We start from the raw sequence: 21,627 nt of genomic DNA on the forward strand, positions 1-21,627 counted from the left end.
CGACGGTGATCGAGCATGCGGGTCATCTGCCGGGCCTGAACCGTGAGGCGCTGCGCTGGCGCGAAGTCAGCCACAGCGCCTGGGGCGAGAGCGTCGCCATCGCGCTGCCGGAGCTCGACGAAGTGCAGGCCGCGGCGCTCTGTGCTCACGTGCGCGACAACGCGCGCGCCCGGCTGAAGCGGATGGAGACAGCCCGCATCGTCACGGCGATCGATGCCGCCATCGCGCGCCTGCTCGACCGCTCACACCCGCTGCGGCGCAAGGCCGAACATCTCCTGCCGATCGTCACCGGCTATGATCGCGAGACGGTTCGCCTTGGCCTGACCGGCTATCTCAAGACCTTCCGCAAGCCGCAGCTCCTGCGCTTCCTTGCCGAGGATTTCGCCAATCCCGGCGTGCTCGACGGTTTCCAGCCGGCGCCCAAGGGCGGCTATCTGCGCGCCCATGGGCCGGACCTGCTGCTGCATGTATGGGCCGGCAATGTCCCGGCGCTCTCGCTCTGGAGCCTGATCTGCGGATTGCTGGTCAAGGCCGGCGGTGTCGGCAAGCTCGCCTCGGCCGAGCCGCTGACGGCGGGCTGGTTCGCGAGCCTGCTCGCAGAGATCGACCCCGAAATCGGCGAATGCCTCGCCATCACCTGGTGGAAGGGCGGCGAGGCGGCGGCCGAGCCGATCTTCCTGCGCGCGGCCGATACCGTCATGGCCTATGGCGGCAATGAGACGCTGACGGCACTGCGCGCCAGGCTGCCGATCACCACGCGCTTCCTGCCGCATGGCCACAAGATCGGCTTCGGCGTGATCGCGCGAGAGGCGCTCGACAGCCGCAAGACTCCTGCCTTGGCGCGGCTCGCGGCGCATGACGTCACCCGTTACGAGCAGCAGGGCTGCTACTCGCCGCAGATGCTCTTCGTCGAGCACGGCGGCAAGGTCAGCCCCGCAGAGTTCTCCCGTTACGTCGCGCAGGAACTCGCCGCCCTCGCCTCCCGTCATCCACGCCGTGCTCTGACGCACGGCGAAGCCGCCTCGATCGCAGCTTGGCGCGGTGTGCAGGAGACACGCGCGATGGATGGAGCCGTCGAGCTTCTCGGCGAACCATCCGACAGTTGGAGCGTCGTCCATGTCGAGGCTCCGGAAGCCCTGAACCCAACCGGCCTGAACCGCACGCTCAAGCTGGTCGCGATCGACAGCCTCGACGAGGTCCCTGCTCTCGTCGCCCCCTATCGCAGCTTCCTGCAGACCGCCGGCATCGCAGCCTCGCCCGAGCGGCTGTTCCGGCTTTCCGAACAGCTTGGCGCAATCGGCGTCAGCCGTATCGCCCCGCTCGGCCGGATGACCGCGCCGGAGGCGGGCTGGCACCATGACGGGCGCTTCAGCCTGCTCGATCTCGTCATCTTCACCGAGATCGAGCAATCAGCCGAAGCCGCGGCAGAGGGGTTCGCGCCCTATGTCGACTGACCCCACCAAAACCGATTTCGTCACGATCGAACGTACCAGCTATCGCTATGACGCGACCGGCCCGGCCGTTGTCGATGCGATCGACTGGACGATCCCGCGCGGCGAGATCCATTGCCTGCTCGGCCGCAGCGGCTGCGGCAAGACCACCTTGCTCAAGCTCGCTGCCGGCCTGCTGCTGCCGAGCGAAGGCACGATCCGCATCGGCGGCGAGGCACTGGCCGGGCCGAGCCCACACGCCGGCTTCGTCTTCCAGGCGCCGACGCTGCTCGACTGGTTGAGCGCGCTCGACAATGTCCTGCTGCCGACCTCGCTGAAGCGCCGCCCGACGATCGCCGACAAGGATGCCGCGCTCGACCTGCTGGAGCGTGTCGGCCTCGCGGATTTCGCCACGCGCCGCCCGGCCGAGCTGTCCGGCGGCCAGCAGAGCCGCGTCGCCGTCGCCCGCGCTCTGGTCGGCAATCCCGATCTGCTGCTGCTCGACGAGCCCTTCGCTGCGCTCGATGCCCTGACGCGCGAGGAATTGCAGGACGACCTGCTGCGCCTCTGCGCGCTCAATGGCACCACCGCGCTCTTCGTCACCCATGATATCGGCGAGGCCGTCTATCTCGCCGACAAAGTCGCGGTGATGGCGGCCGGCCGCGTGACGCATGTGCGCCGGATCGAGCTCGCCCGCCCGCGCCATCGCGACATGCGCTATTCGCCCGCTTTCATCGCCGCCTGCCGCGAATTACGCTATGCCATGGACGGAGCAGCCGCCGTCATTCGGAGGCCGGCGGCATGATCGCGCGCCTGCCCTCGCTGCTGCTGCTTGTCATCCTGCTCGCCGGCTGGGAAGCCTGGTGCCGGCTGGGCGGCCTGTCGCCGCTCGTGCTGCCTGCGCCTTCCAGCGTGCTCGCGACGCTGTGGAGCGAGATCGCGACCGGCCGGCTCTGGCCGCATCTGGCGATGACCGCCGCCGAGATGGCGCTCGGTCTCGGCATCGGCGCCGTCGTCGGACTTGGTGTCGGCATCCTGCTGGCGGAATTCCCGGCGCTCAGCCGCCTGCTGCGCCCCTATGTGCTGGCAAGCCAGCTCGTGCCCAAGCTCGCACTCGGGCCGCTCTTCATCATCTGGTTCGGCTTCGGCATGACGCCGACGGTCGTCATTACCGCGCTGATCTGCTTCTTCCCGCTGATGGAGAACACGCTGACGGGGATCAGCGAGGTCGATGCTTCCAGGCGCGAGCTCTTCCGCATGCTCGGCGCCGGCCGCCTCCAGACGCTGCTGCGGCTCAAGCTGCCGTCGGCACTGCCCGTGATCATGGCGGGCCTGCGCGTCGCGGTCGTGCTGGCCTTGGTCGGCGCGGTCGTCGGCGAGTTCATCGGCGGGCGCGTCGGGCTCGGCGCCTCGATCATCGCCGCACAGAGCGTAATGGATTCGAGCCTGATCTTCGCGCTCTTCATCGTCATCACCGCCCTTGGAATGCTGCTCTACGAGGCCGTGCGCCTGATCGAGCGTCGCGTCCTGCACCGCTTCTCGAAAGGCTGATCCCCATGTCTGCGCTGCGCGCCTTCCTCATGCTTGCCCTCTCCTGCCTCGTCGCGGCGCCCGCGACGGCTCAATCGCTCGACAAGGTCACCGTCGCCGGCTGGAGCCAGCCGATCAGCGAGATCACCAATCTCCTGGCCGAGCCGGACAAGGGCTTCTTCAAAGCCAAGGGGATCGCGCTCGACTACGTGCCTGGAACCGGCGGCGGCGCGGCCTTGCAGAACATGCTCGCGGGCCAAGCCGACATCGCCTTCACCGATCCGGCCGCGCTTTATCTCGCGCTCGACAAGGGCGAGAAACTGGTCGCGATCTACAATATCTATCCGCAGAACGTCTTCAACGTGGTCGCGCTGAAGAGCAGCGGCATCCGCACGGCGGCCGATCTCAAGGGCAAGCGCATCGGCGTCTACAGCCTCGCCAGCGGCACCTACCAGAACCTGCTCGTGCTGCTGCATCAGGTCGGCCTCGGCCAGAAGGACGTCACCATCCAGCCGACCGGCCTGCTCAATTTCGCGCCGCTGATGCAGGGGCAGGTCGATGCCACCGCCGCGACCGATACCGGACTGCTCGTCGCCCGCGCCAAGGGGCTGGGCGAGGCTGATGTCATCGAGGTCCGCGACCAGCTCAACCTGCCGAGCGACATCTTCGTCGTGAAGGAGAGCTACTACGAGCAGAACAAGCCGCTGCTGAAGCGCTTCCTCGCCGCCTATCGCGATTCTGCCGCCTGGATGATCGCCAAGCCCGAAGAGGCCGCGCGCATCGCCGTCACCCGTGCCATCAACGGCCGCGACGAGGCCGTGAACCTCGAGATCATCAAGCTGCGCAATGCGTCGAGCGTCTCTTCGACGACGGCGCGCGAAGGGCTCGGCCGCTTCGACCTCGATGCCTTGCAGAAGGGCGCCGACACCTTCCGCAGCCTTGGGCTCACCGCCCGCCAGATCGACATGACGGCCATCGTGAAGAGCGACCTGATCCCCGCGAAGGATGGCGCGCCATGAAATTCCGCGACCGGGCCATCCTCGTCACCGGCGCGAGCCGCGGCATCGGGGCTGCGATCGCGAAGGCCTTCGCCACCGAGGGCGGGATCGTCATCGTCAACTACCGGACGAACGAGGCGGCGGCCGAGGCTGTCGTCGCGGAATGCCGCGCGCTCGGCGGCGAGGCGCTGGCGATCGCGGCAGACGTCACGTCCACTGATCCGGTCGCGGCCATGGCGACGCGCATCGCGGAGGAGGTCGGGCGGCTCGACGTCGTCGTCAACAACGCCTTCGCGCCCTATCGCTTCGACCCGGACAACCGCACCCGCTTCTGGCAGACGCCCTGGGAGGCCTACGAACAGCAATTCGAGGGCGCGGTGAAGGCAGCCTATACGGTGAGCCGCGCGATGCTGCCGCTGCTCCAGCGCCGCAGCGGCGGGGCCATCGTCAATCTCGCCAGCGATCTGGTGACGCGACCGAGCATTCCCTATCACGACTACACCACCGCCAAGGCCGCTCTTGTCGGCTTCAGCCGCAATCTCGCGGCCGAGCTCGGCCCGCTCGGTATCCGTGTCAACTGCGTCGCGCCGGGGCTGGTCTATCCGACGCAGGCGAGTGCGACGACCCCGGAAGAGGTGCGGGAGATGCTGATCGCGCAGACGCCCTTGCGCCGCATCGCGACGCCGGAGGATGTCGCTGGCCCGGTGCTCTTCCTCGCCAGCGACTGGGGCCGCTTCGTCACCGGGCAGGTGCTCCATGTCGATGGCGGGCTGGTGATGGCCTGAGCAGAGGGCGAGGAGCCGGTCTCCTCTCCGCTCGAAACCTGTGGCATGCCTGAAGGCTCAGCTCCGTGAGGAAGCCATGACCCGGCTCGACTTCATCTTCATGCTCACGCGCCATGACCGGACGGTGCCGGACGCCATCGACCATGTCGCGACCGCGCTGGCGGCCGGCATCCGCCATATCGGCTTCAAGGATATCGGCCTGCCCTTCGCCGAACTCCGGACCGTCCACCGCCTGATCAAGGCCGGCGGCGCAACGAGCTATCTCGAAGTCGTCTCGCTCGATCGCGTCAGTGAAATCGCCTCGGTGAGAGCGGCCATCGATCTCGGTGTCGACAACCTGCTCGGCGGAACCCATGTCGAGGACGTGCTGCCGCTGCTGCGCGGCACCGGCATCCGCTACTACCCCTTTGCCGGACGGGTTTCAGGGCACCCGAGCATTCTGGAAGGCTCCGTCGCCGAGATCGCCGGCAGCGCCCGTGCCATTGCCAACCGGGACGGCGTCGATGGGCTCGATCTGCTGGCCTACCGCTCGAATACGGATGCGGAAGCGCTGATCGCGGCGGTCTGCGCTGCGACGGACAAGCCCGTCCTCGTCGCCGGCTCGATCGAGCGTCCCGAGCAGATCGCAGCGATCCATCGCTGCCGAGCCGCCGGCTTCACCATCGGCACGGCCGCGCTGGAAGGCCGTTTTCCCGCCTCCGGCCCGGCCTTGCGGGCGCAGCTCGATGCCATCGCCGCCTGCCTCTGAACAGGCTGCAGCCGAACCATTTCACGAGATCCGGCACCGGAACGTCGTCACTCAGCCTTCTTGCCGGCGGCGTCGAACTGCTTGAGATAGGCCAGCAGGTCGGCGACGCGCTTCTCGTCCTTGAGACCGGCATAGATCATCTTCGTGCCAGCGACCTTGGCGCGCGGGTTCTGGATGTATTCGGCGAAGGTCGCCTCGTCCCAGACCAGGCCCGAGGCCTTCATCGCCGCGCTGTAGCTATAGCCTTCATGCGCGCCGGCCTTCTGGCCGATGACGCCGTTGAGGGCCGGCCCGACCAGATTCTTGGCGGCTTCGCCGACCTGATGGCAGGCGCGGCACTGGGCAAAGACCTTCTCGCCGGCAGCGGCATCCTGGGCACGGGCTGGCTGGACGGCGGCCGCCAACAGGGCGGCGCCGGCGAGGACTGCGAATTTCATCACGAGATATCCTATGGCTTCGGAGCGAACGGATTGACCCAGCCACCGTTCTGGGCCGGCGCCTTCGGCGGGAAGGCCTGGGCGAGATAATCGAGCAGGGTCTTGCGCATCTCCGGATCAGGTTCCGGCATGCCATGCTTTTCCGCCATCCAGTTGAGCGTCTCGTCCCAGCGGGCGCGATCCATGCCCTGCCGGCCGACAACCGTCATCGAATGGCAGGCGATGCAGTAGCCGAAGGTCTCTTCGCGGCCGGGGAAATCGGGCAGCGTCTCGGCGGTCTCCTCCTGCGCGAAGCTCAAGGAGGGGGCGAGGAGGATGGCCGCGAGAGCGGCCATCCGAAGCGATTGCGCGAATACCATCGTCAGCCCACCAGGACCGCGATGCGATGCAGCGGGTTGGAGCCGTAGCCCTGCGGGTTCCAGTTGGTCGCGACATGCGGCTGGGCGACGCCGCGGGAATCGGTCGCGCGGGCCCAAAGCTCGAAATAGCCGTCGCTCGGCAGCTTGACCTTCCCGGTCCAGCGTACCCAGTCATAGCGGTTCTTCGGCTTGGCGAGGGTCATGGCGTGCCAGCGCTGGCCGGCATCGAAGGAGACCTCGACCTTCGCGACCTCGTGGTCGCCGGCCCAGGCCGCACCGCGCAGGGCGACCTCGCGCGTCGCCGCCGGCAGGCGCGCGCCGTTGGCGGGCGCGGTGATGATCGAGCGCACCGGCATCGAGGTCAGGTCGGCGAAGTTGGTCTTGCCGTCGACATTCGAGCCGGGGACGATCGGGACCGTCGGGACGCGGTAGGAGGTGCCGCCCATGCCCTGCCCGTCATGCGGCGTCGCACGGACGAGGATGCGGTTCAGCCATTTCGACGAGAGCGAGGCCGGCCAGCCCGGCACCACGAGGCGCAGCGGGCCGCCATGGATATGCGGCAGCGGCTCGCCATTCATCGCCCAGACGATCAGGCAATGCGGCTCCAGCGCCTTCTCGATCGGCATGCCGCGCGAGACCGCGTCCTTGGTGGTGTCGCCGGAGAGATGCGGATCGGCGCCGTAGTGGCCGGTGAACTTGGCGGAGGCCTTGAGGCCGGCCGCCTTCAGCACGTCGGCAAGGCGCACGCCGGTCCATTCGGCGCAGCCCGCGCCGCCATTGGTCCACTGGTTACCGCGCGCCGCCGGCGTGTAGAAGGAGCGGCCGTTGCCGCCGCATTCCAGCACCATGCGGAAGGTATGCGCCTTGAAGCGGGATTTCAGCTCCTTGACCGTCAGCGTCAGCGGCTTGTCGACCTCGCCCTCGATCTTGAGCTGCCAGCCGTCGACATCCTTGATCGGCTCCGGGATCTGACCGTTATTGCGGACGAAGAATTTCGCGATCGGCGTGGTGTCGTCGTCGAGCAGGTTCGCGGGCGTCTCGGCAACGAGGGGGCGGTCGCCGAGCAGGGTCAGGCCCTTGTCCTTGCCGGGATAGTCGAAGGGCTGCGGCCCCTTGGGCGGCGCGGCGGCGGGGGCAGCGCCCTGCGCGGCAGCAGGCGAGATCATGGACAGGCGGGGCAGGCCGCCGGCAGCCAGACCCAGAGCGGCGATGCTGCCGCCGAGCAGAAGACGTCGCGATGTACGGGGGGTATCAAGGGCGCCGGCAGCAGGCACGGCATCGGTAGCGGCTGCGCCATCGCGCAGGTCTGCTTCGTTGAGCATGGCGTTTCTCCCGAGGACATATTCCTCACTGGAGACGACGCATCAGCTCTTCGATTTATTCCAACCTAAGAGAATCTTTTTTCAGCCGAGGCAGGCCGGCCCCACACTGCGGGCCTCGGCCAGCGCCGCGACCTGCTCGCGCGGGACGCCGGGCTCGTCGCGCGTGATCCTTGCGACCAGCGCGGCGATGCCGTCGAGGCGGGCGGGGTCGATGCCGCGCCCGAGCAAGGCATAGCTCGCGCGCTCCCCCCGCCATGCACGAACCAAGAGGCCATCGCGATCCTGCACGGCCGGCTGCTGTGGCAGCGCCGCCTCGACCGGCGCAATCCAGAGACCGACGCGGCAGCCATTCGGACCGACATAGCCGGCGAGCATGCCGCCCCCGCCACGCCCGGCAGGGTCGAGCGAGAGATGTACGAGACGCAGCGAGGCGAGCGACAGGTCCGGCAGAGCCCCGGCTTCGGCACCAGCGAGCTCGACGCCCAGGCGGGGCGCCGTGCCTGTCGGAGACTGCGCCAGCCAGAGCTGATGGGCGGCGATCGCGGCGGAGAGGGACGAGGCGCCCGACTGCCGCTGGCCGATGCCGAGCGAAGCCGCACCGATCAACAGAGCAAGACAGGCCGCGGCGGCCCAAGGCGCCCAGCGCATCGCCCGCGAACGGGCTCGCGGCAGCGCGAAAGGCGGTGGCGCGGGCATCGGCGATGCGGCTTTCACCGCTGCCCGCAGCCGCGTCAGCGTCGCGACCTGAGCGGCAGCCGCGCGATCATCAGCGAGTGCCGCCGCGACCTTGGCGGCTTGATCGGGCTCCAGCTCGCCGTCGACATAGGCGTTGAGCATGGTCCAGGAGAGGCGTTCGCTATCGGTCACGTGTCGTTGGCTCGTTTGCGCTGCCGCGCGGCGAAGGGGCGGACAGTGCCGCCCTCGATCGCATTCAGAAGCAAAAGCCGCGCCCGGCTGAGGCGGCTCATCACGGTTCCCACGGGCACGCCCAGGATATCCGCCGCCTCGCCATAGCGGAAGCCGGCGAGATCGACCAGTTCGATGACCTCGCGATAAGGCTGGTCGAGACGTTCGAGCGCCTGCCGGACGGTGATGACCGCGATCATCCGGTCGTCGCGGCGCCATTGCTCGTCTTCCAGCGCCTCCTCGGCTGCCGCGGCATTGACCGCGCTGCGGCGATGCTCGTCGATCCAGATATTGCGCAGGATCGCGAAGAGCCAGGCGCGGATACGTTCCCCGTCTTCCGGCGGTGAAGCGGCGAGTGCCTTGGTCGCGCAGGATTGCAGGAGATCGGCCGCGCCGTCGCGATTGCCGCTCAGGCGCAGCGCATAGGAGAACAGGCGCTCCCAGTTCTGGCGCAGCGCGTGCTCGATGATGATACGCAAGGACGAAGCCCTCCGCAGCGGATTCGCCTGTCTAACCCGGCCATGAGGCGGCTCCAAGCCTCGCCATGGGAGCGATACCGACAGAAAGCCCCGCCGGCTGGGCCGGCGGGGCTGATGTCCGTGCAATGCTCGCGCTCGATCGTCTCAGGCCAGATCGGCGCGGTCGGCGTTCATCACCTTGGCCCAGGCCGCGACGAAGTCGTCGACGAATTTCCGGGCATTGTCGTCCTGGGCATAGACCTCGGCATAGGCGCGCAGCACCGAGTTCGAGCCGAAGACCAGATCGACGCGGCTGGCGGTCCACTTCACCGCGCCGGTCTTGCGGTCGCGGATCTCGTAGAGCCCGTTCGCCGTCGGCACCCAGGCGTAGGCCATGTCGGTGAGGTTGACGAAGAAGTCGCTGGTCAGCGCGCCGACCCGGTCGGTGAACACGCCATACTTCGTGCCGCCATGGTTGGTGCCAAGCACCCGCATGCCGCCGAGCAGCACCGTCATCTCAGCCGCCGTCAGGCCCAGCAGCTGGGCGCGGTCGAGCAGCATCTCCTCGCCGGTGACGACATAGGCTTCCTTCTGCCAGTTGCGGAAGCCGTCGGCGAGCGGCTCCAAGACGGCGAAGGAGGCCATATCGGTCTGCGCGTCGCTGGCATCGCCACGGCCCGGCGCGAAGGGCACGGTCACGTCGAAGCCGGCAGCCTTCGCCGCCTTCTCGACCCCGACATTGCCGGCGAGCACGATGATGTCGGCGACGCTCGCACCGGCAGCGGCCGCGATCGGCTCCAGGACAGCCAGAACCTTGGCGAGGCGCGCCGGCTCGTTGCCGGCCCAGTCCTTCTGCGGGGCGAGGCGGATACGGGCGCCATTGCTGCCGCCGCGCTTGTCCGAGCCGCGGAAGGTGCGGGCGCTGTCCCAGGCGGTCGAGACCAGATCGGCGGTCGAGAGGCCGCTTTCAGCGATCTTCGCCTTGACGGCGGCGACATCGTAGCCGACGCGGCCGGCCGGGACCGGATCCTGCCAGATCAGCTCCTCGCTCGGGACGTCCGGGCCGAAATAACGCGAGGCCGGGCCGAGATCGCGATGGGTCAGCTTGAACCAGGCGCGGGCAAAGGCATCCGAGAACGCCTCGAAATCGTTGAGGAAGCGCTCCGAGATCGCCCGGTAGGCGGGGTCGACCTTCAAGGCCATGTCAGCATCGGTCATCATCGGGTTGTGGCGGATGGCAGCATCCTCCACGTCGACAGGCTTGTCCTTGTCGGCGATCGAGACCGGCTCGTACTGCCAGGCGCCGGCCGGCGACTTGCGCAGCTCCCAGTCATGGCCGAGCAGCATCTCGAAGAAGCCGTTGTCCCAGCGCGTCGGATGGGTGGTCCAGGCGCCCTCGATGCCGCTGACGACCTGGTCGCGACCAATGCCGCGCCCCTTGCGGTTCATCCAGCCGAGGCCCTGATCCTCGAGCGAGCCGCTTTCCGGCGCCGGGCTGAGATTGGCCGCATCGCCATTGCCATGGCTCTTGCCGATGGTGTGGCCACCGGCGGTCAGCGCCACCGTCTCCTCGTCGTTCATTGCCATGCGCGCGAAGGTCTCGCGCATCATCGCGGCGGTCTTGAGCGGGTCGGGCTTGCCGTTCACGCCTTCCGGATTGACGTAGATCAGGCCCATCTGGACGGCGGCGAGCGGGTTCGCCAGCGTCTTGGCATTGGCGAGATCGCCATAGCGGTTGTCGCTCGGCGCCAGCCACTCCTTCTCCTCACCCCAGTAGATATCCTTCTCGGGGTGCCAGATGTCCTCGCGGCCGAAGGCGAAGCCGAAGGTCTTCAGGCCGGCGACCTCATAGGCGATCGTGCCGGCGAGCGCGATCAGGTCGGCCCAGCTGACGCGGTTGCCGTATTTCTTCTTGATCGGCCAGAGCAGGCGGCGCGGCTTGTCGGTGTTGGCGTTGTCCGGCCAGGAGTTCAGCGGAGCGAAACGCTGATTGCCGGTGCCGGCGCCGCCGCGGCCGTCGGAGATGCGGTAGGTGCCGGCGGCATGCCAGCTCATGCGCGCCATGGTGCCGACATAGCTGCCCCAGTCGGCCGGCCACCAGTCCTGGCTGTCGGTCATCAGCGCGCGCAGGTCGTTCTTCAGCGCCGCGACGTCGAGCTTCTTCAGCTCCTCGCGGTAGTTGAAGTCCTTGCCCAGCGGGTTGGTCTTGCTGTCCTGCTGGTGGAGGATGTCGAGGTTCAGCGCGTTCGGCCACCAGCTGGTGACGGAGCCGCCGGTCTGGGTCATCCCGCCATGCATGACCGGGCACTTGCCGGCCGTCTTCACGTCACCACCGTCCATGACATCCCCCTTCGGAGCCTGTTGAATTGGATATTTCCGGAAGGCGATCGCCGCCTCACGCCGGGACACGGCTACGTCCCGCATCCGCCCTCGCAGATGCCGCGCCGTTCCATTCGAATGGTTCTAGGGAAAAGCGACCATAATGAGAACTTGAATTTTCAAATCACTACGATAATTTTTTCAAATGATATCGATCAAGCATCTGCGCTATTTTGCGGCCCTGGCGCAGCACCGCCATTTCGGCCGCGCGGCGGATGCCTGCGCCATCAGCCAGCCGGCACTGTCGCTGCAGGTCAAGGATCTGGAGGCGCTGCTCGGCGCGCAGCTGGTCGAGCGCGATCGCCGGCAGATCCAGCTGACCAGCCTCGGCGAGGCCTTTGCCGGGCGGGCGCAGCAGATCCTGCGCTCGGTCGACGAACTGGCCGATCTGGCCCGGGCTTCGAGCCCGTCGCTCGGCGGGCGATTGCGCATCGGCATGATCCCGACGGTCGCGCCCTATCTGCTGCCGGCGGTGATCCGGCGCCTGACGGAGCGATTTCCCGCCGTCGATCTGCGTCCGCGCGAGGCGGTGACCGGCAAGCTGACGGAGGACCTCATCACCGGCGGCCTCGATGTCGCGGTGATGGCCCTGCCCGTCTCCGAGCCGTCGCTCCAGGATCATCCGCTGTTCGAGGAGGAGTTCGTCCTGGTGCGCGCGCTGGCCGACCGGGACAAGCCGCCGCCGGGCGTCGAGAGCCTGCGCGCGATGCGCCTGCTGCTCCTGGAGGAGGGCCATTGCTTCCGCGATCAGGCGCTGGCCTTCTGCAAGATGACGCCCGGCCTGTCGCAGGACCCGATGGAAGGCAGCTCGCTGGCGACGCTGGTGCGCATGGTCGGCGCCGGCATGGGCGTGACGCTGATCCCGGAGATGGCGGTAGCCGCAGAAACATCCGCCGTGGAGGTCAGCATCGCCCGGCTGGCGGAGCCGCGGCCGGCGCGCAGCATCGGCCTGGTCTGGCGCAAGACAAATCCCCTGGCCGAGCATTTCATGCAGGTCGGCGAGATCGTCCGTCAGGAACACGATGTCCTGCGGCGGCAGGACAGTGACGAGAAGTCCGCTTTCGCGTCGCCAGCAACCTGACGGGCAACAAAAAAGCGGCCCGTTTCCGGGCCGCTGATCATCGGGAATTTGGTCGGCGAGAGCCGCTTACCAGCCAGGATGACGGCGATAATAGCCCGGACGCGGCCCGTATCCCGGGCGCGGACCATAGCCATAGCCCCGGTTATAGCCATGACGGGGGCCATAGCCGTAGCCGCCGCGACCATAGCGCTGTTGCCGCTGGGTTTCGCGCATGATCATGTGCCGCCGCTCGGCAGCGGCCGACCAGGTGTATTCTGCGTCCTGCTTGTCCAATCGCTGCGCCATCGACGCGGGCAGCTGTTCCGAAGCCATCGCCGGAGCGGCCAGCGAAACGCCAAGGCCCAGGGCAGCAAGTACGAGGAATTTGCGCATATGTTTTCTCCTTGATCCGATCGCATTAAACGCGCCAACGCCTCAACGGTTCATGAACCGCGTTGTTGGCTTACGTTCATCACGCACCGATCGCCGCCCGATTATCAGGCTCCGGCTTTCCGAAACGCCATTCGAAGGCCAAGTTTCGCAAGGGTGCGACACGGTTTCAATGCCTGGGAATGGAAGGGCGGCGATGCGCTCAATGTGCATGGCGCGGCCGATACACAGGTCCGCAAAGCGCTTGCGCCCGCCAATTCGGCCATTCTAGGATCGGTGCATTGGGATTGCAGCGACGTAACCTTAAGCGTCCTTTCCATCTCCTCGGCAGAGGGCTCACGGCATGAAGCGTCGGACATTTCTGGGTGTCGCTGCGGGTGCTGCGGTCTCCGCGATTGCAAAGCCGGCTCTCGCGCAGCCGACGAAACTGCTGAAATTCATTCCGGAATCGGACGTCGCGATCGTCGACCCGGTCTGGACGACGGCGACCGTGACGCGCAATCACGGCTACCTCGTCTTCGATACGCTTTACGGCCAGAACGCCGCCTACGGTTTCGAGCCGCAGATGGTGGCCGGTCATACGGTCGAGGACGACGGCAAGCTCTGGCGGCTGACGCTGCGCGAGGGCTTGCGCTTCCATGACGGCGAACCGGTCCGCGCGCAGGACGTCGTGCCGAGCATTCGCCGTTTCTCGGCACGCGACGCCTTCGGCCGCGCCCTGATGGATGCGACCGACGAGCTCTCGGCCGAATCCGATCGCGTCGTGAAGTTCCGGCTCAAGCGGCCTTTCCCGCTGCTGCCGGCGGCGCTCGGCAAGACGGGGACCTCGATGCCCTGCATCATGCCCGAGCGCTTCGCCGTCACCGACCCCAACAAGCAGGTCACCGAGATGATCGGCAGCGGGCCGTTCCGCTTCAGGGCCGATGAGCGCGTCCCGGGTGCGCTGACCGTCTATGAGCGGTTTGCCGATTATGTTCCGCGCGCCGATGGCTCCGCCACCTTCACCGCGGGCCCGAAGCACGCGCATTTCGAGCGGATCGAATGGCACATCATCCCCGATCCGCAAACGGCCGCGAATGCGCTCAGCAACGGCGAGATCGACTGGTGGCAGAACCCGACGCCCGATCTTCAGGCTGCGCTGAAAGGCAAACCGGGCCTCAAGCTGGAGGGGCTTGACCCGGCCGGCGGCATCGGCTGCCTGCGCTTCAACGCACTGCACCCGCCCTTCGACAATCCGGCGATCCGGCGGGCGCTGCTCGGCGCCATCGACCAGAGCGAGTGCATGACGGCGGTTGCCGGGGATGAGCGCTCGCTCTGGAAGGATCATGTCGGCGTCTTCAGCCCGGACACGCCAATGGCGACGACGGCCGGGACCGAGAGGCTGGTCGGCAAGCGCGATTTCGCCGCCGTCAAACGCGCCCTGGCGGAGGCCGGCTACAAGGGCGAGCGCGTCGTGCTGCTCGATCCGACCGACTACCCCTCGACCCATGCGCTCGCGGCCGTGGCGGCCGATGCCCTGCAGAAATCCGGCATGAACGTCGAGCTGGTCTCGACCGACTGGGGCACGGTCGTCCAGCGCCGCGCCAGCCGGCAGCCGGTCGACAAGGGTGGCTGGAGCATCTTCCTCACCTATCTGAACGGCACGAATAATTTCGATCCCGCCAGCCAGCTCGGCATCCGCGGCAATGGCGACAAGGCCTGGTTCGGCTGGCCTACATCGCCGCGCCTCGAAGAGCTCAGGCTCGACTGGTTCGCGGCCAAGGATGTCGCGGCCCAGAAGGCGATCTGTGCCGAGATCCAGAAGCAATTCTTCATCGACGTGCCCTATATCCCGCTCGGCGCCTACTACGAAAAGACGGCCTATCGCGGGATCACCGGCATGCGTATCGGTTTCGCCCAGTTCTACGACGTCAGGCCGCTGTGACACATTCCAAGCTTCGGATCGCCGTTCTCCAGTTCGCTCATGAGACGGTGACGTTCCTTCCCAACGACACAACGCGGGAGGATTTCATCTATCCGGGATCCCCGGCTTCCGGCGAGGACCTGCTTGCCACCGATCCCAAAGGCTACATGGGCGGCTTCGTGCAGGTTGCCCGCGAGTTCGAGGATGTCGAGCTGATCGGCATCACCTCGCCGCTCTGGCCGCGGACCGGAACGGGCTCGGGCTGGGTGACCGAGGATGCCTACGAGCATTTCATGGGCATCATGATCGCGGAGCTGAAGGCGCAGCCGCAATTCGACGGCGTATATCTCGCGCTCCACGGTGCGTGGGGTGCCGAAGCCGGAAGCCGATATCGCCCGGCGCGTCCGCGAGGTGGTCGGCGACAAGGCCTTCATCACCGCGACCTTCGATCCGCACGGCAACGAGGACGAGGCCTTCCTTGCGCAGGCCGACATGGCGTTCTGCGTGAAATACTTCCCGCATTACGACATGCATCTGCAAGGCGAGCGCGCGGCACGCATGCTGGTCCGGGCGATCCGCGGCAGCTTCAAGCCGGTGCATCGGACCCTGCGCATCCCGATCATCGCGCCGACGGTGGTGATGTGGACCGGCGCCTCGCCCTGGTCCGATCTCATCCAGCGTGCACTGATCTGGGAGGCGCGCGAGCCCGATGTCTTCGTCAACGTGTTCTTCGGCTTTCCCTGGTCCGACGTCCCCGATGCCGGCATGTCGCTGCAGGTGCTGACAAACAACGACCCCGACCTCGCCGAGCGCGTCATGCGCGACATGGCGGATTGGATCTGGCGCCGGCGCCAGGCGCTGCTGGATACCGTCAAGATCTACAAGGCGAAGGAGGCTGTCGCTCTGGCCCGCGAGGCTGTCGCCGGCGGCAAGGGCCCCGTCGTGCTCGCCGACTACAGCGATCGCTCAGGCTACGCCACCTGGCTCCTTCAGGAGATCGTGGCGCAAAAGCTGGAGCGCACCCTGATCGCCACGATCGCCTCACCCGAGGCGGTTCGCTCCGTGATCGAGTCCGGCGCGAAGCCGGGCGACGCCTTCGATGCGGAGATCGGCGGCCTCTTCGACGAATCGGCCGGTGCGCCCGTCCGCATCTCCGGCACGCTACGATCCGTGGGCCCGGCAACGACTGCGCGCGGCCATGGCAAGGACTGGATCTGCGTCGAATTCGGCAAGGGCAATGTACTGGTGCTCAGCCCCTATCTCGTCCAGATCGTCGAGCCTGCGGAACTCTGGCAGCTCGGGCTCGAACCCCGGGATTTCGATGTGATCGCGATCAAGTCGCGCGTCCATTTCCGCCGGGGCTTCGACGATAGCGGCTTTGCGCCCACCATCCTCCTGGTCGAGCCGCCCGAGCCCTTCATGGGCACGGTGCATCTCGACGCACTCGCCTACAAGCATCTCACGCTGGCGGACTACTATCCCTATGGCAGCCCGAGCTTTGCAGCGGGAGGCTGACGCGTCGGGCCGCTGGCTGGGGCGGGAGGATTCGAACCTCCGAATGGCGGTACCAAAAACCGCTGCCTTACCACTTGGCGACGCCCCAATATGCGGCGCCTTCTAGAACGCGGCGGCGCAGCGCGCAACCGCCAAGCGACCTCGCCCCGCGCCTTGCCGGAAGAATTCCTCCACAACCTGCAAAGAGCCTGTTGCACAGGAGCCGCGCGCTGGCTATAAGCCGGCCACCAGCGGATCGGAGTGTGGCTCAGCCTGGTAGAGCACCTCGTTCGGGACGAGGGGGTCGCAGGTTCAAATCCTGCCACTCCGACCAAAATTTCCCGAGATATTTCAAGCAGTTGAGACAATGGCCCTTCGGGGCCTTTTTCTTTTCCCGACAGAAATCCCAGTCATGCCAATCCGACCTGATCCCCTCGCCTACCCTCCACGGGGCATGTCGCGGGAGGAAGCAGCCCGCTACATCAGCGTCGGCACATCCAAGTTCGACCAGCTCGTGGCAGATGGCGGAAAGCCGAAGCCGAAGCGGATCGACGGGCGGGTGATCTGGAACTGCTTCGCTCTCGATGCCGCCTTCGGCTGCAATTGACGGAGTTCATCAACAGGCCGCATTGGCCGCGTTGAGACGAAAAGGCCCGGCCCCGCGCGAGCCGGGCAGTGATCTGTAGCCACCCTGCGTGAAGCGAGAGCTCGGGCAAGATGCGGCGCCGCCCTAATCCAACGTCGGCGCGCGCTGGGCTAGGTCCAGGAATACGCACAGTCCGGTAAGCCAGAAGATCGCGAGAATCATCATACCCACCGGCGCATCGAATGACGTTAGGAAAGCATTAATCAGGCAATGACGCTAGGACCCCTTTGAGGATCTGGCGGCTCAAAATTTGACCCGAGATGCCAAACAGCATGTCGGATGCCCCGAATTGAAGCGCCTAAGAACCAAACTGAGACCGAAGCTGGGCGCGCGAGCTGCCAGCAAGACCCTGCGAGTCTCGCTCATTCTGTTTGCGCTCGCGATGCAGGCGGTATGGGTTGCCATGCTCTGCATGGCAGCGTTCAAACTCTACACGTGGGTCACCTGAAACAAAAAATCCCGGCACCTAGACAAATATTGGCCTAAGGGAATTAAGAAGCAAAATCCTTGAAGGCAACAATGCGGGGAGGCAAATAAATGCGAGGCGCTTTAGCTCTTGCACTCTTGTTCTTCAACTGCACCGCTCATGCGGGCGAACCTTGACGCCTAGCGGCAGACGCCGTCTACCGCAGTAAAGCGCCAATTCCGATGTCGACAGTAGACCGCCGCCTCGCATGTGGCGGCCTGGCGGAAGGCGCCCATTGCAGGTCCAACTGCCTTGGAAACGGGTGCTGGATATTCGTCTGCCTGAACGGCCAAATCGTACAGGATGGCGCAAAGCACTGCAGCTTCTTTATGGAACCTCTCTGCGCAAACTGGAGGCAATGCCCCTAGCGCAGTCGATGGAACGAAAAAACCCCGCCAGCGGGAGCTAACGGGGCCGAGTGAAGGTCCGAGGTGTCACACCACCGTAACGCTGCATAAGCGCGATCGGTTCCGCAAAGACCGCCGTCTCCGCGTCGGCGTCGCCGCCTCCAGTAACCATCTCTCTGACGATTAGCTTTGCGCTTCCGATAGTGATTACGCTGAGAGGCGTGGCCTGGGCGACGAAGACACAGACTTCGACGCCGCGATCGAGACGGTGCCGCAATGGCTGCTGAGCGCGATCAATCTCGCCGGAGCACTCATAATCGCGCTGATATAGATGTAAAAGCCGCCCGCCGTTCAGGGCGGGTCAGGGGCGGTGAGGCTTGGCTGCCCTATTTGGATGACGGGTGTTGCCGCGGCGCTATTTGCTGAAATTTAGAACTAGACTATTTCCTCCCAGATCAACGACTGGGGTGATTATGATCACGCGCATTTGGGCGGCTGTGGCCGTAGTTCCGGTCGTTATTTCCGTGGCGTTTGGTGCTGCTTACCGCCTCACGCATAAGCCTGCAGAACAGCCCCCGCCGCAGGTTCAGAGCCAACCGGAACCACCCGAACTACCTTTGCCCGAGCTTGTCGCAAAGCTGATCGAGGGCGGTGACCCGACGTGCCCCGGCGTAGGCAGTCTCAAGTATGAAGCCTGCCTGCTATATCAAAGCGCACTCGGTGTCTGGCGGAACGTCGGCTTTACGAGGTCGTGCAAGCCTACAGCCGCCGAAGTCGGCACGCCTCGACAGATCAGGCCCGAGGACGCGATCAATGCGCCAAAATCCTCGTGCTTTCGCTCTGTCTACGCCGTTTTGGTCGCGAACACGACACCAATCCTGTCGAGCACGGCTCTGCACGTATTCTACCTACGCGGGGCTCCCGGCTTTAAGCAGCCAGGAAGCGATGCGGAAATCTGCATACAGGTTAGACATGGCATATGCGGGAACCAGGCGGCTGTCGGACTAGCCTTCCTCGAACTGGCAACTATAGAAGCGAGGACAGTAAAATATTTTTATGAAGATAAAGGCGTAAGGCTGAGCCACATTAACGTTGAAGCGATGATCGACGGAAAATGGCGTCTGATCGATACGACATACGGCGCTTATTGGACCGAAGACACTATCGGCAAGGCACCCTTCGCCCTAGCGGCAACTGACGACATAATAAATGACGAGAAAATTCGCAAAAACGTGTCATTTAATACGGCGCTGATGCCGTATAGTCTTTATGAAACGTTTTTGAACGTTGATCGCTTCAATTATCTTAGCAACAAACCCGACATCGTCAGGGGCGAAGCTGGGACGGTCGGCATCGATCTGACCGGCAATAGCGGGGCGGAGAACTTCAACAACATCCCAAATTATGTTGGAGACAACGTTGCGGGTCGCCCATTCACCGGCCTGGAGTACGATCTCGACCCGGAAGAAAAGACAAAGCCGATCGACCTGACCATCGAGGTGTCCGGCGCTTCTATCACCGGCGATAAGCCTGCGTGGGTATGCGTCGATGCCCAGTGCCGAAAGTTCGACAAAGACGTGAAACTGGTCTCCTTCCGAACTCGCGCTCCCGATAGGCTCTATATCAAGACTGAAAACGACGTCGCCTTCGTTGTAATGAAGTCGATCACTTGGAAGGTCGAACAAGGCTCATGACAGCGCCGCTTTCGGGCGTTGACGGAGGCTTTGGCCGACTCGTTTTGACAACTCACGAGCCTCATGTCCGCGACCGGCCGTCGAGCGCATCGCCAGTTCCTGAACGCCGCGAATTCAGATCGCTTTGTTCGCGGCGCCAAGCGTCGGCCCGCAGTCACCAACCGGCTCAACCAAAGCAGCAATTTTATCATCGAGCGAAAGGCGCTTTGGCCCTTGGGGCATAGGCTTGATTTTTGGAAGAAGGCGAGCGCAGATGCGCCAGCCCCACAGAGAGTGTTAAATGTCGAATTCCCAGACAGATGTCGATCAGGCCAATTCGTCATTCTGGGACGATCTATGTGGATCGCATTTGGCGAGCGTGTTGGGCGTGACGGACAGCACGCCCAGTTCTCTGAAGAAATTCGATGACTGGTATATGGATTACTATCCATATCTTCTCGGCCACATCCCCTTCGGATCGATGGCAGGAAAGGATGTCCTCGAAGTCGGGCTCGGCTACGGCACCGTTTCACAAAAGATCATGTTGTCAGGAGCGCAATACTCGGGGCTGGACATTGCTGCCGGCCCTGTCGCGATGTGCAATGACCGCGCGAACCAGATTGGCCGAGAGCCTGGGGCAAGGCAGGGAAGCATTCTCCATGCCCCCTTCCGTGACGCAACTTTCGATTACGTGGTCGCGATTGGCTGCCTGCATCACACCGGCGACCTCCAAGGCGCAATCAACGAGTGCCTCCGCGTTCTGCGCCCAGGCGGGAGGCTGATCTTCATGGTTTACTACGCCTACTCCCTGCGCCGATTTCAGCAGGCGCGATCCGAAACACTGCGGTATCTGAAGGCCGAGACGTTTGGTTATCGCGGCCCGGTGTTCGGCATGCGCGCAGCGGAACGCGCGTCCTACGATAAAAATTCCGCCGGGGACGCCGCCCCTCACACCGATTTCATCAGCCGCCGCTCCCTAGCCCATCTCTGCCGCGGCTTTACGAAGTTCTCTTCCCGCGTCGAGAACTGGGACGATGCGAGCCCGTTTAAAACGAGTAAGAGAGCCGATATGATCGGCAGTGTATGGCCCCGCTTTCTGGGCCTTGATCTATATGCAACCGCCACAAAGTAGAACAATGCCGACCAAAGAAGAAAATCTTGCGGTTTGGGCAGATCGCGTAGCCGCCGATCTTCTGGATCACTTCGCCGTCACTTTCGTCAATTCGGAGAGCAATGCGGGCATCGACCCAAAAGCAGCGCTCCAGTCAAAGATCAAATATCGGCTTGTTGCCACCGTTCAAGGACGGATAGACTTGGATCGCGCTGCCGCAGCAGGTGCGACCGAAGAACCAAACTAGGTCGCGCCCACCCCGTTGGTCGATACACGCCCGAATTGGCCCAGTTGCCCTGAACCGTCCCAGACGTGCAGCCATACACCGCCGTCCAAATGCACGAGTTTGCATTGTTTACGGCGGCCCCTGAGACTGCGCCGATCGCTGAAATCCGCATCTACATATCAGCGCCATTTGCCAGAGTTAGCCCGCTCGACGTGACGATGTCGAAAGGCACATACTGCGATGGGACGGTGCCTGTGCCATTGGCCACCGTCAGCGTTTCGCCGAGCGTCGCGGTGCCGGAGATGGCCGGCAGCACGGTATTTGCCGGCACGGCCGAAACACCGGAGAACTTCTCCTTGAAGCCCTCGAAATTGGCGTAGCTGCGCTTCTGCGCGGCCTTGGTGATGGGCATATCATTCGCCCTTCTTCTTCGCGTCGCCCTTGTTGCCGGGTGCCGTCTCGGCCTCGTTCTTCGGAGCCGCCGGCTCCTTCTTCTGCCGCGGGATGAAGCGCGATCGGCCCATTCCGTCAGGCGTGCCTCGGAAATCTCCGGCGCGTCGAATTCATCGCCGGAACCGTCACCCATCTGTCAAACGGCACGACTATTGCGTCGGCTCCGAAACGGAGACGACCATGCTGCGCGACTGCCCGCCCGACGCCAAGGCCACCCTTGCCCTGATCGCCCTGTCGGCGATCTGCATCCTGGGCTGGCTTGCCGATCTCAGCCTTTGAGTGCGCGCTTTCCCACCGAATTGCCCCTGTCGTCCAACACCCACAGCCACTAGACTGCCGCCTCATCGAATCGAACGGTCGGGTCCATGAAGCGCATTACCCTCCTTGCCGGCATCCTCGGATTGGCCGTGTTTCTGTCCGGCTGCGACAAGTGCGGCAATTTCGGCCCGCTGTTCGGATCGTCCGACACCAAGAGCTGCGGCGGCAAGTCGACGAGTTAGGGCCAG

The 21,627-nt window shown here is 65.0% G+C and carries 22 protein-coding genes, 2 tRNA genes and 1 pseudogene; 16 read left to right on the forward strand and 9 right to left on the reverse strand.

Translation table 11 applies throughout. The features are described 5' to 3' along the window. The first annotated feature begins 5 nt into the window (after positions 1-5). The 6 genes from BLQ70_RS15340 (at position 6) to BLQ70_RS15365 (ending at position 5,491) form a co-directional block, all read left to right on the forward strand. Entirely contained in the window at positions 6-1,454 is a 1,449-nt protein-coding gene (locus tag BLQ70_RS15340; RefSeq protein ID WP_091858170.1) for an acyl-CoA reductase, read from the forward strand. After that, the gene (locus BLQ70_RS15345) at positions 1,444-2,235 is read left to right on the forward strand and encodes an ABC transporter ATP-binding protein (protein ID WP_091858173.1); all 792 of its coding nucleotides are present in this window, start codon (positions 1,444-1,446) and stop codon (positions 2,233-2,235) included. Before BLQ70_RS15340 ends, BLQ70_RS15345 begins: the two co-directional genes overlap by 11 nt. Then, positions 2,232-2,981 carry an ABC transporter permease gene (locus BLQ70_RS15350; RefSeq protein ID WP_091858176.1) on the forward strand — a complete coding sequence of 250 codons (750 nt, stop codon included), beginning with the start codon at positions 2,232-2,234 and terminating at the stop codon, positions 2,979-2,981. Before BLQ70_RS15345 ends, BLQ70_RS15350 begins: the two co-directional genes overlap by 4 nt. A 5-nt stretch (positions 2,982-2,986) precedes the next feature. Beyond that, the gene (locus tag BLQ70_RS15355; protein ID WP_091858179.1) at positions 2,987-3,979 is read left to right on the forward strand and encodes an ABC transporter substrate-binding protein; all 993 of its coding nucleotides are present in this window, start codon (positions 2,987-2,989) and stop codon (positions 3,977-3,979) included. Continuing rightward, entirely contained in the window at positions 3,976-4,743 is a 768-nt protein-coding gene (locus BLQ70_RS15360) for an SDR family oxidoreductase (RefSeq protein ID WP_091858182.1), read from the forward strand. The genes BLQ70_RS15355 and BLQ70_RS15360 overlap by 4 nt, the downstream gene beginning before the upstream one ends. A 76-nt stretch (positions 4,744-4,819) precedes the next feature. Beyond that, positions 4,820-5,491 (forward strand): beta/alpha barrel domain-containing protein, encoded by a 672-nt coding sequence (locus BLQ70_RS15365; protein ID WP_091858186.1) that lies wholly within the window; start codon positions 4,820-4,822, stop codon positions 5,489-5,491. Between the two features lie 47 nt (positions 5,492-5,538). On the opposite strand, the gene BLQ70_RS15370 is transcribed toward BLQ70_RS15365, so the two are convergent. The 6 genes from BLQ70_RS15370 to katG form a co-directional block, all read right to left on the reverse strand. Continuing rightward, positions 5,539-5,928 (reverse strand): c-type cytochrome, encoded by a 390-nt coding sequence (locus BLQ70_RS15370; protein WP_091858189.1) that lies wholly within the window; start codon positions 5,926-5,928, stop codon positions 5,539-5,541. An 11-nt stretch (positions 5,929-5,939) separates the two neighbouring features. Continuing rightward, entirely contained in the window at positions 5,940-6,263 is a 324-nt protein-coding gene (locus BLQ70_RS15375; protein ID WP_139163560.1) for a hypothetical protein, read from the reverse strand. Between the two features lie 26 nt (positions 6,264-6,289). Beyond that, complete coding sequence (locus tag BLQ70_RS15380) at positions 6,290-7,609, reverse strand: sulfite oxidase (RefSeq protein WP_091858195.1); 1,320 nt, start codon at positions 7,607-7,609, stop codon at positions 6,290-6,292. A gap of 81 nt (positions 7,610-7,690) precedes the next feature. Then, complete coding sequence (locus BLQ70_RS15385) at positions 7,691-8,476, reverse strand: hypothetical protein (protein ID WP_091858199.1); 786 nt, start codon at positions 8,474-8,476, stop codon at positions 7,691-7,693. Beyond that, complete coding sequence (locus tag BLQ70_RS15390) at positions 8,473-8,994, reverse strand: RNA polymerase sigma factor (RefSeq protein ID WP_091858202.1); 522 nt, start codon at positions 8,992-8,994, stop codon at positions 8,473-8,475. Before BLQ70_RS15390 ends, BLQ70_RS15385 begins: the two co-directional genes overlap by 4 nt. 144 nt (positions 8,995-9,138) lie before the next feature. Next, positions 9,139-11,313 carry a catalase/peroxidase HPI gene (gene katG, locus BLQ70_RS15395; RefSeq protein WP_091858205.1) on the reverse strand — a complete coding sequence of 725 codons (2,175 nt, stop codon included), beginning with the start codon at positions 11,311-11,313 and terminating at the stop codon, positions 9,139-9,141. Positions 11,314-11,497: 184 nt separating this feature from the next. Between katG and BLQ70_RS15400 the strand changes: the two genes are divergently transcribed. Further along, positions 11,498-12,433, forward strand: a complete 936-nt coding sequence (locus BLQ70_RS15400) for a hydrogen peroxide-inducible genes activator (RefSeq protein WP_091858209.1) — start codon at positions 11,498-11,500, stop codon at positions 12,431-12,433. A gap of 66 nt (positions 12,434-12,499) precedes the next feature. On the opposite strand, the gene BLQ70_RS15405 is transcribed toward BLQ70_RS15400, so the two are convergent. After that, positions 12,500-12,805, reverse strand: a complete 306-nt coding sequence (locus BLQ70_RS15405) for a hypothetical protein (RefSeq protein ID WP_091858211.1) — start codon at positions 12,803-12,805, stop codon at positions 12,500-12,502. A 340-nt stretch (positions 12,806-13,145) separates the two neighbouring features. Here BLQ70_RS15405 and BLQ70_RS15410 point away from each other — a divergent pair, with 340 nt between their 5' ends. The 3 genes and pseudogenes from BLQ70_RS15410 (at position 13,146) to BLQ70_RS25995 (ending at position 16,220) form a co-directional block, all read left to right on the forward strand. Next, complete coding sequence (locus BLQ70_RS15410) at positions 13,146-14,726, forward strand: ABC transporter substrate-binding protein (RefSeq protein WP_091858214.1); 1,581 nt, start codon at positions 13,146-13,148, stop codon at positions 14,724-14,726. Between the two features lie 47 nt (positions 14,727-14,773). Continuing rightward, positions 14,774-15,554 (forward strand): annotated as a pseudogene (locus BLQ70_RS25990) (M81 family metallopeptidase); the annotation flags it as partial. Beyond that, positions 15,531-16,220, forward strand: coding sequence for an MlrC C-terminal domain-containing protein (locus BLQ70_RS25995; RefSeq protein ID WP_244512042.1), 690 nt, complete (start codon positions 15,531-15,533; stop codon positions 16,218-16,220). The pseudogene BLQ70_RS25990 and the gene BLQ70_RS25995, both read left to right, overlap by 24 nt. Positions 16,221-16,233: 13 nt before the next feature. On the opposite strand, the gene BLQ70_RS15420 is transcribed toward BLQ70_RS25995, so the two are convergent. Then, positions 16,234-16,308: transfer RNA gene (locus BLQ70_RS15420), tRNA-Gln, on the reverse strand. Positions 16,309-16,456: 148 nt separating this feature from the next. Here BLQ70_RS15420 and BLQ70_RS15425 point away from each other — a divergent pair. The 5 genes from BLQ70_RS15425 (at position 16,457) to BLQ70_RS25390 (ending at position 20,689) form a co-directional block, all read left to right on the forward strand. Continuing rightward, positions 16,457-16,533: transfer RNA gene (locus tag BLQ70_RS15425), tRNA-Pro, on the forward strand. A 78-nt stretch (positions 16,534-16,611) separates the two neighbouring features. Next, positions 16,612-16,806 carry a hypothetical protein gene (locus BLQ70_RS15430; RefSeq protein ID WP_091858217.1) on the forward strand — a complete coding sequence of 65 codons (195 nt, stop codon included), beginning with the start codon at positions 16,612-16,614 and terminating at the stop codon, positions 16,804-16,806. 1,325 nt (positions 16,807-18,131) lie between these two features. After that, entirely contained in the window at positions 18,132-19,352 is a 1,221-nt protein-coding gene (locus tag BLQ70_RS25385; protein WP_139163561.1) for a transglutaminase-like domain-containing protein, read from the forward strand. A gap of 280 nt (positions 19,353-19,632) precedes the next feature. Next, positions 19,633-20,463, forward strand: coding sequence for a class I SAM-dependent methyltransferase (locus tag BLQ70_RS15440; RefSeq protein ID WP_091858234.1), 831 nt, complete (start codon positions 19,633-19,635; stop codon positions 20,461-20,463). A gap of 4 nt (positions 20,464-20,467) precedes the next feature. Next, positions 20,468-20,689: a hypothetical protein gene (locus BLQ70_RS25390; RefSeq protein ID WP_139163562.1), complete on the forward strand. Its 222-nt coding sequence runs from the start codon at positions 20,468-20,470 to the stop codon at positions 20,687-20,689. A 151-nt stretch (positions 20,690-20,840) separates the two neighbouring features. On the opposite strand, the gene BLQ70_RS15445 is transcribed toward BLQ70_RS25390, so the two are convergent. After that, entirely contained in the window at positions 20,841-21,080 is a 240-nt protein-coding gene (locus BLQ70_RS15445; RefSeq protein WP_091858237.1) for a hypothetical protein, read from the reverse strand. 406 nt (positions 21,081-21,486) lie between these two features. Between BLQ70_RS15445 and BLQ70_RS26140 the strand changes: the two genes are divergently transcribed. Then, positions 21,487-21,621, forward strand: coding sequence for a hypothetical protein (locus BLQ70_RS26140; RefSeq protein ID WP_280140814.1), 135 nt, complete (start codon positions 21,487-21,489; stop codon positions 21,619-21,621). Positions 21,622-21,627: the final 6 nt, after the last annotated feature.

It is taken from the genome of Allobosea robiniae (assembly GCF_900102525.1).
Lineage (GTDB): Bacteria > Pseudomonadota > Alphaproteobacteria > Rhizobiales > Beijerinckiaceae > Allobosea > Allobosea robiniae.

Coding starts and splice junctions, on each gene's coding strand:
- BLQ70_RS15440 (WP_091858234.1), top strand. CDS start 19,633: ATGTCGAATTCCCAGACAGATGTCGATCAGGCCAATTCGTCATTCTGG.
- BLQ70_RS25995 (WP_244512042.1), top strand. CDS start 15,531: ATGGCGGATTGGATCTGGCGCCGGCGCCAGGCGCTGCTGGATACCGTC.
- BLQ70_RS15430 (WP_091858217.1), top strand. CDS start 16,612: ATGCCAATCCGACCTGATCCCCTCGCCTACCCTCCACGGGGCATGTCG.
- BLQ70_RS15370 (WP_091858189.1), bottom strand. CDS start 5,928: ATGAAATTCGCAGTCCTCGCCGGCGCCGCCCTGTTGGCGGCCGCCGTC.
- BLQ70_RS15350 (WP_091858176.1), top strand. CDS start 2,232: ATGATCGCGCGCCTGCCCTCGCTGCTGCTGCTTGTCATCCTGCTCGCC.
- BLQ70_RS15405 (WP_091858211.1), bottom strand. CDS start 12,805: ATGCGCAAATTCCTCGTACTTGCTGCCCTGGGCCTTGGCGTTTCGCTG.
- BLQ70_RS15355 (WP_091858179.1), top strand. CDS start 2,987: ATGTCTGCGCTGCGCGCCTTCCTCATGCTTGCCCTCTCCTGCCTCGTC.
- BLQ70_RS15375 (WP_139163560.1), bottom strand. CDS start 6,263: ATGGCCGCTCTCGCGGCCATCCTCCTCGCCCCCTCCTTGAGCTTCGCG.
- BLQ70_RS15445 (WP_091858237.1), bottom strand. CDS start 21,080: ATGCCCATCACCAAGGCCGCGCAGAAGCGCAGCTACGCCAATTTCGAG.
- BLQ70_RS15400 (WP_091858209.1), top strand. CDS start 11,498: ATGATATCGATCAAGCATCTGCGCTATTTTGCGGCCCTGGCGCAGCAC.
- BLQ70_RS15360 (WP_091858182.1), top strand. CDS start 3,976: ATGAAATTCCGCGACCGGGCCATCCTCGTCACCGGCGCGAGCCGCGGC.
- BLQ70_RS26140 (WP_280140814.1), top strand. CDS start 21,487: ATGAAGCGCATTACCCTCCTTGCCGGCATCCTCGGATTGGCCGTGTTT.
- BLQ70_RS15380 (WP_091858195.1), bottom strand. CDS start 7,609: ATGCTCAACGAAGCAGACCTGCGCGATGGCGCAGCCGCTACCGATGCC.
- BLQ70_RS15345 (WP_091858173.1), top strand. CDS start 1,444: ATGTCGACTGACCCCACCAAAACCGATTTCGTCACGATCGAACGTACC.
- BLQ70_RS15365 (WP_091858186.1), top strand. CDS start 4,820: ATGACCCGGCTCGACTTCATCTTCATGCTCACGCGCCATGACCGGACG.
- BLQ70_RS25385 (WP_139163561.1), top strand. CDS start 18,132: ATGATCACGCGCATTTGGGCGGCTGTGGCCGTAGTTCCGGTCGTTATT.
- BLQ70_RS15410 (WP_091858214.1), top strand. CDS start 13,146: ATGAAGCGTCGGACATTTCTGGGTGTCGCTGCGGGTGCTGCGGTCTCC.
- katG (WP_091858205.1), bottom strand. CDS start 11,313: ATGGACGGTGGTGACGTGAAGACGGCCGGCAAGTGCCCGGTCATGCAT.
- BLQ70_RS25390 (WP_139163562.1), top strand. CDS start 20,468: ATGCCGACCAAAGAAGAAAATCTTGCGGTTTGGGCAGATCGCGTAGCC.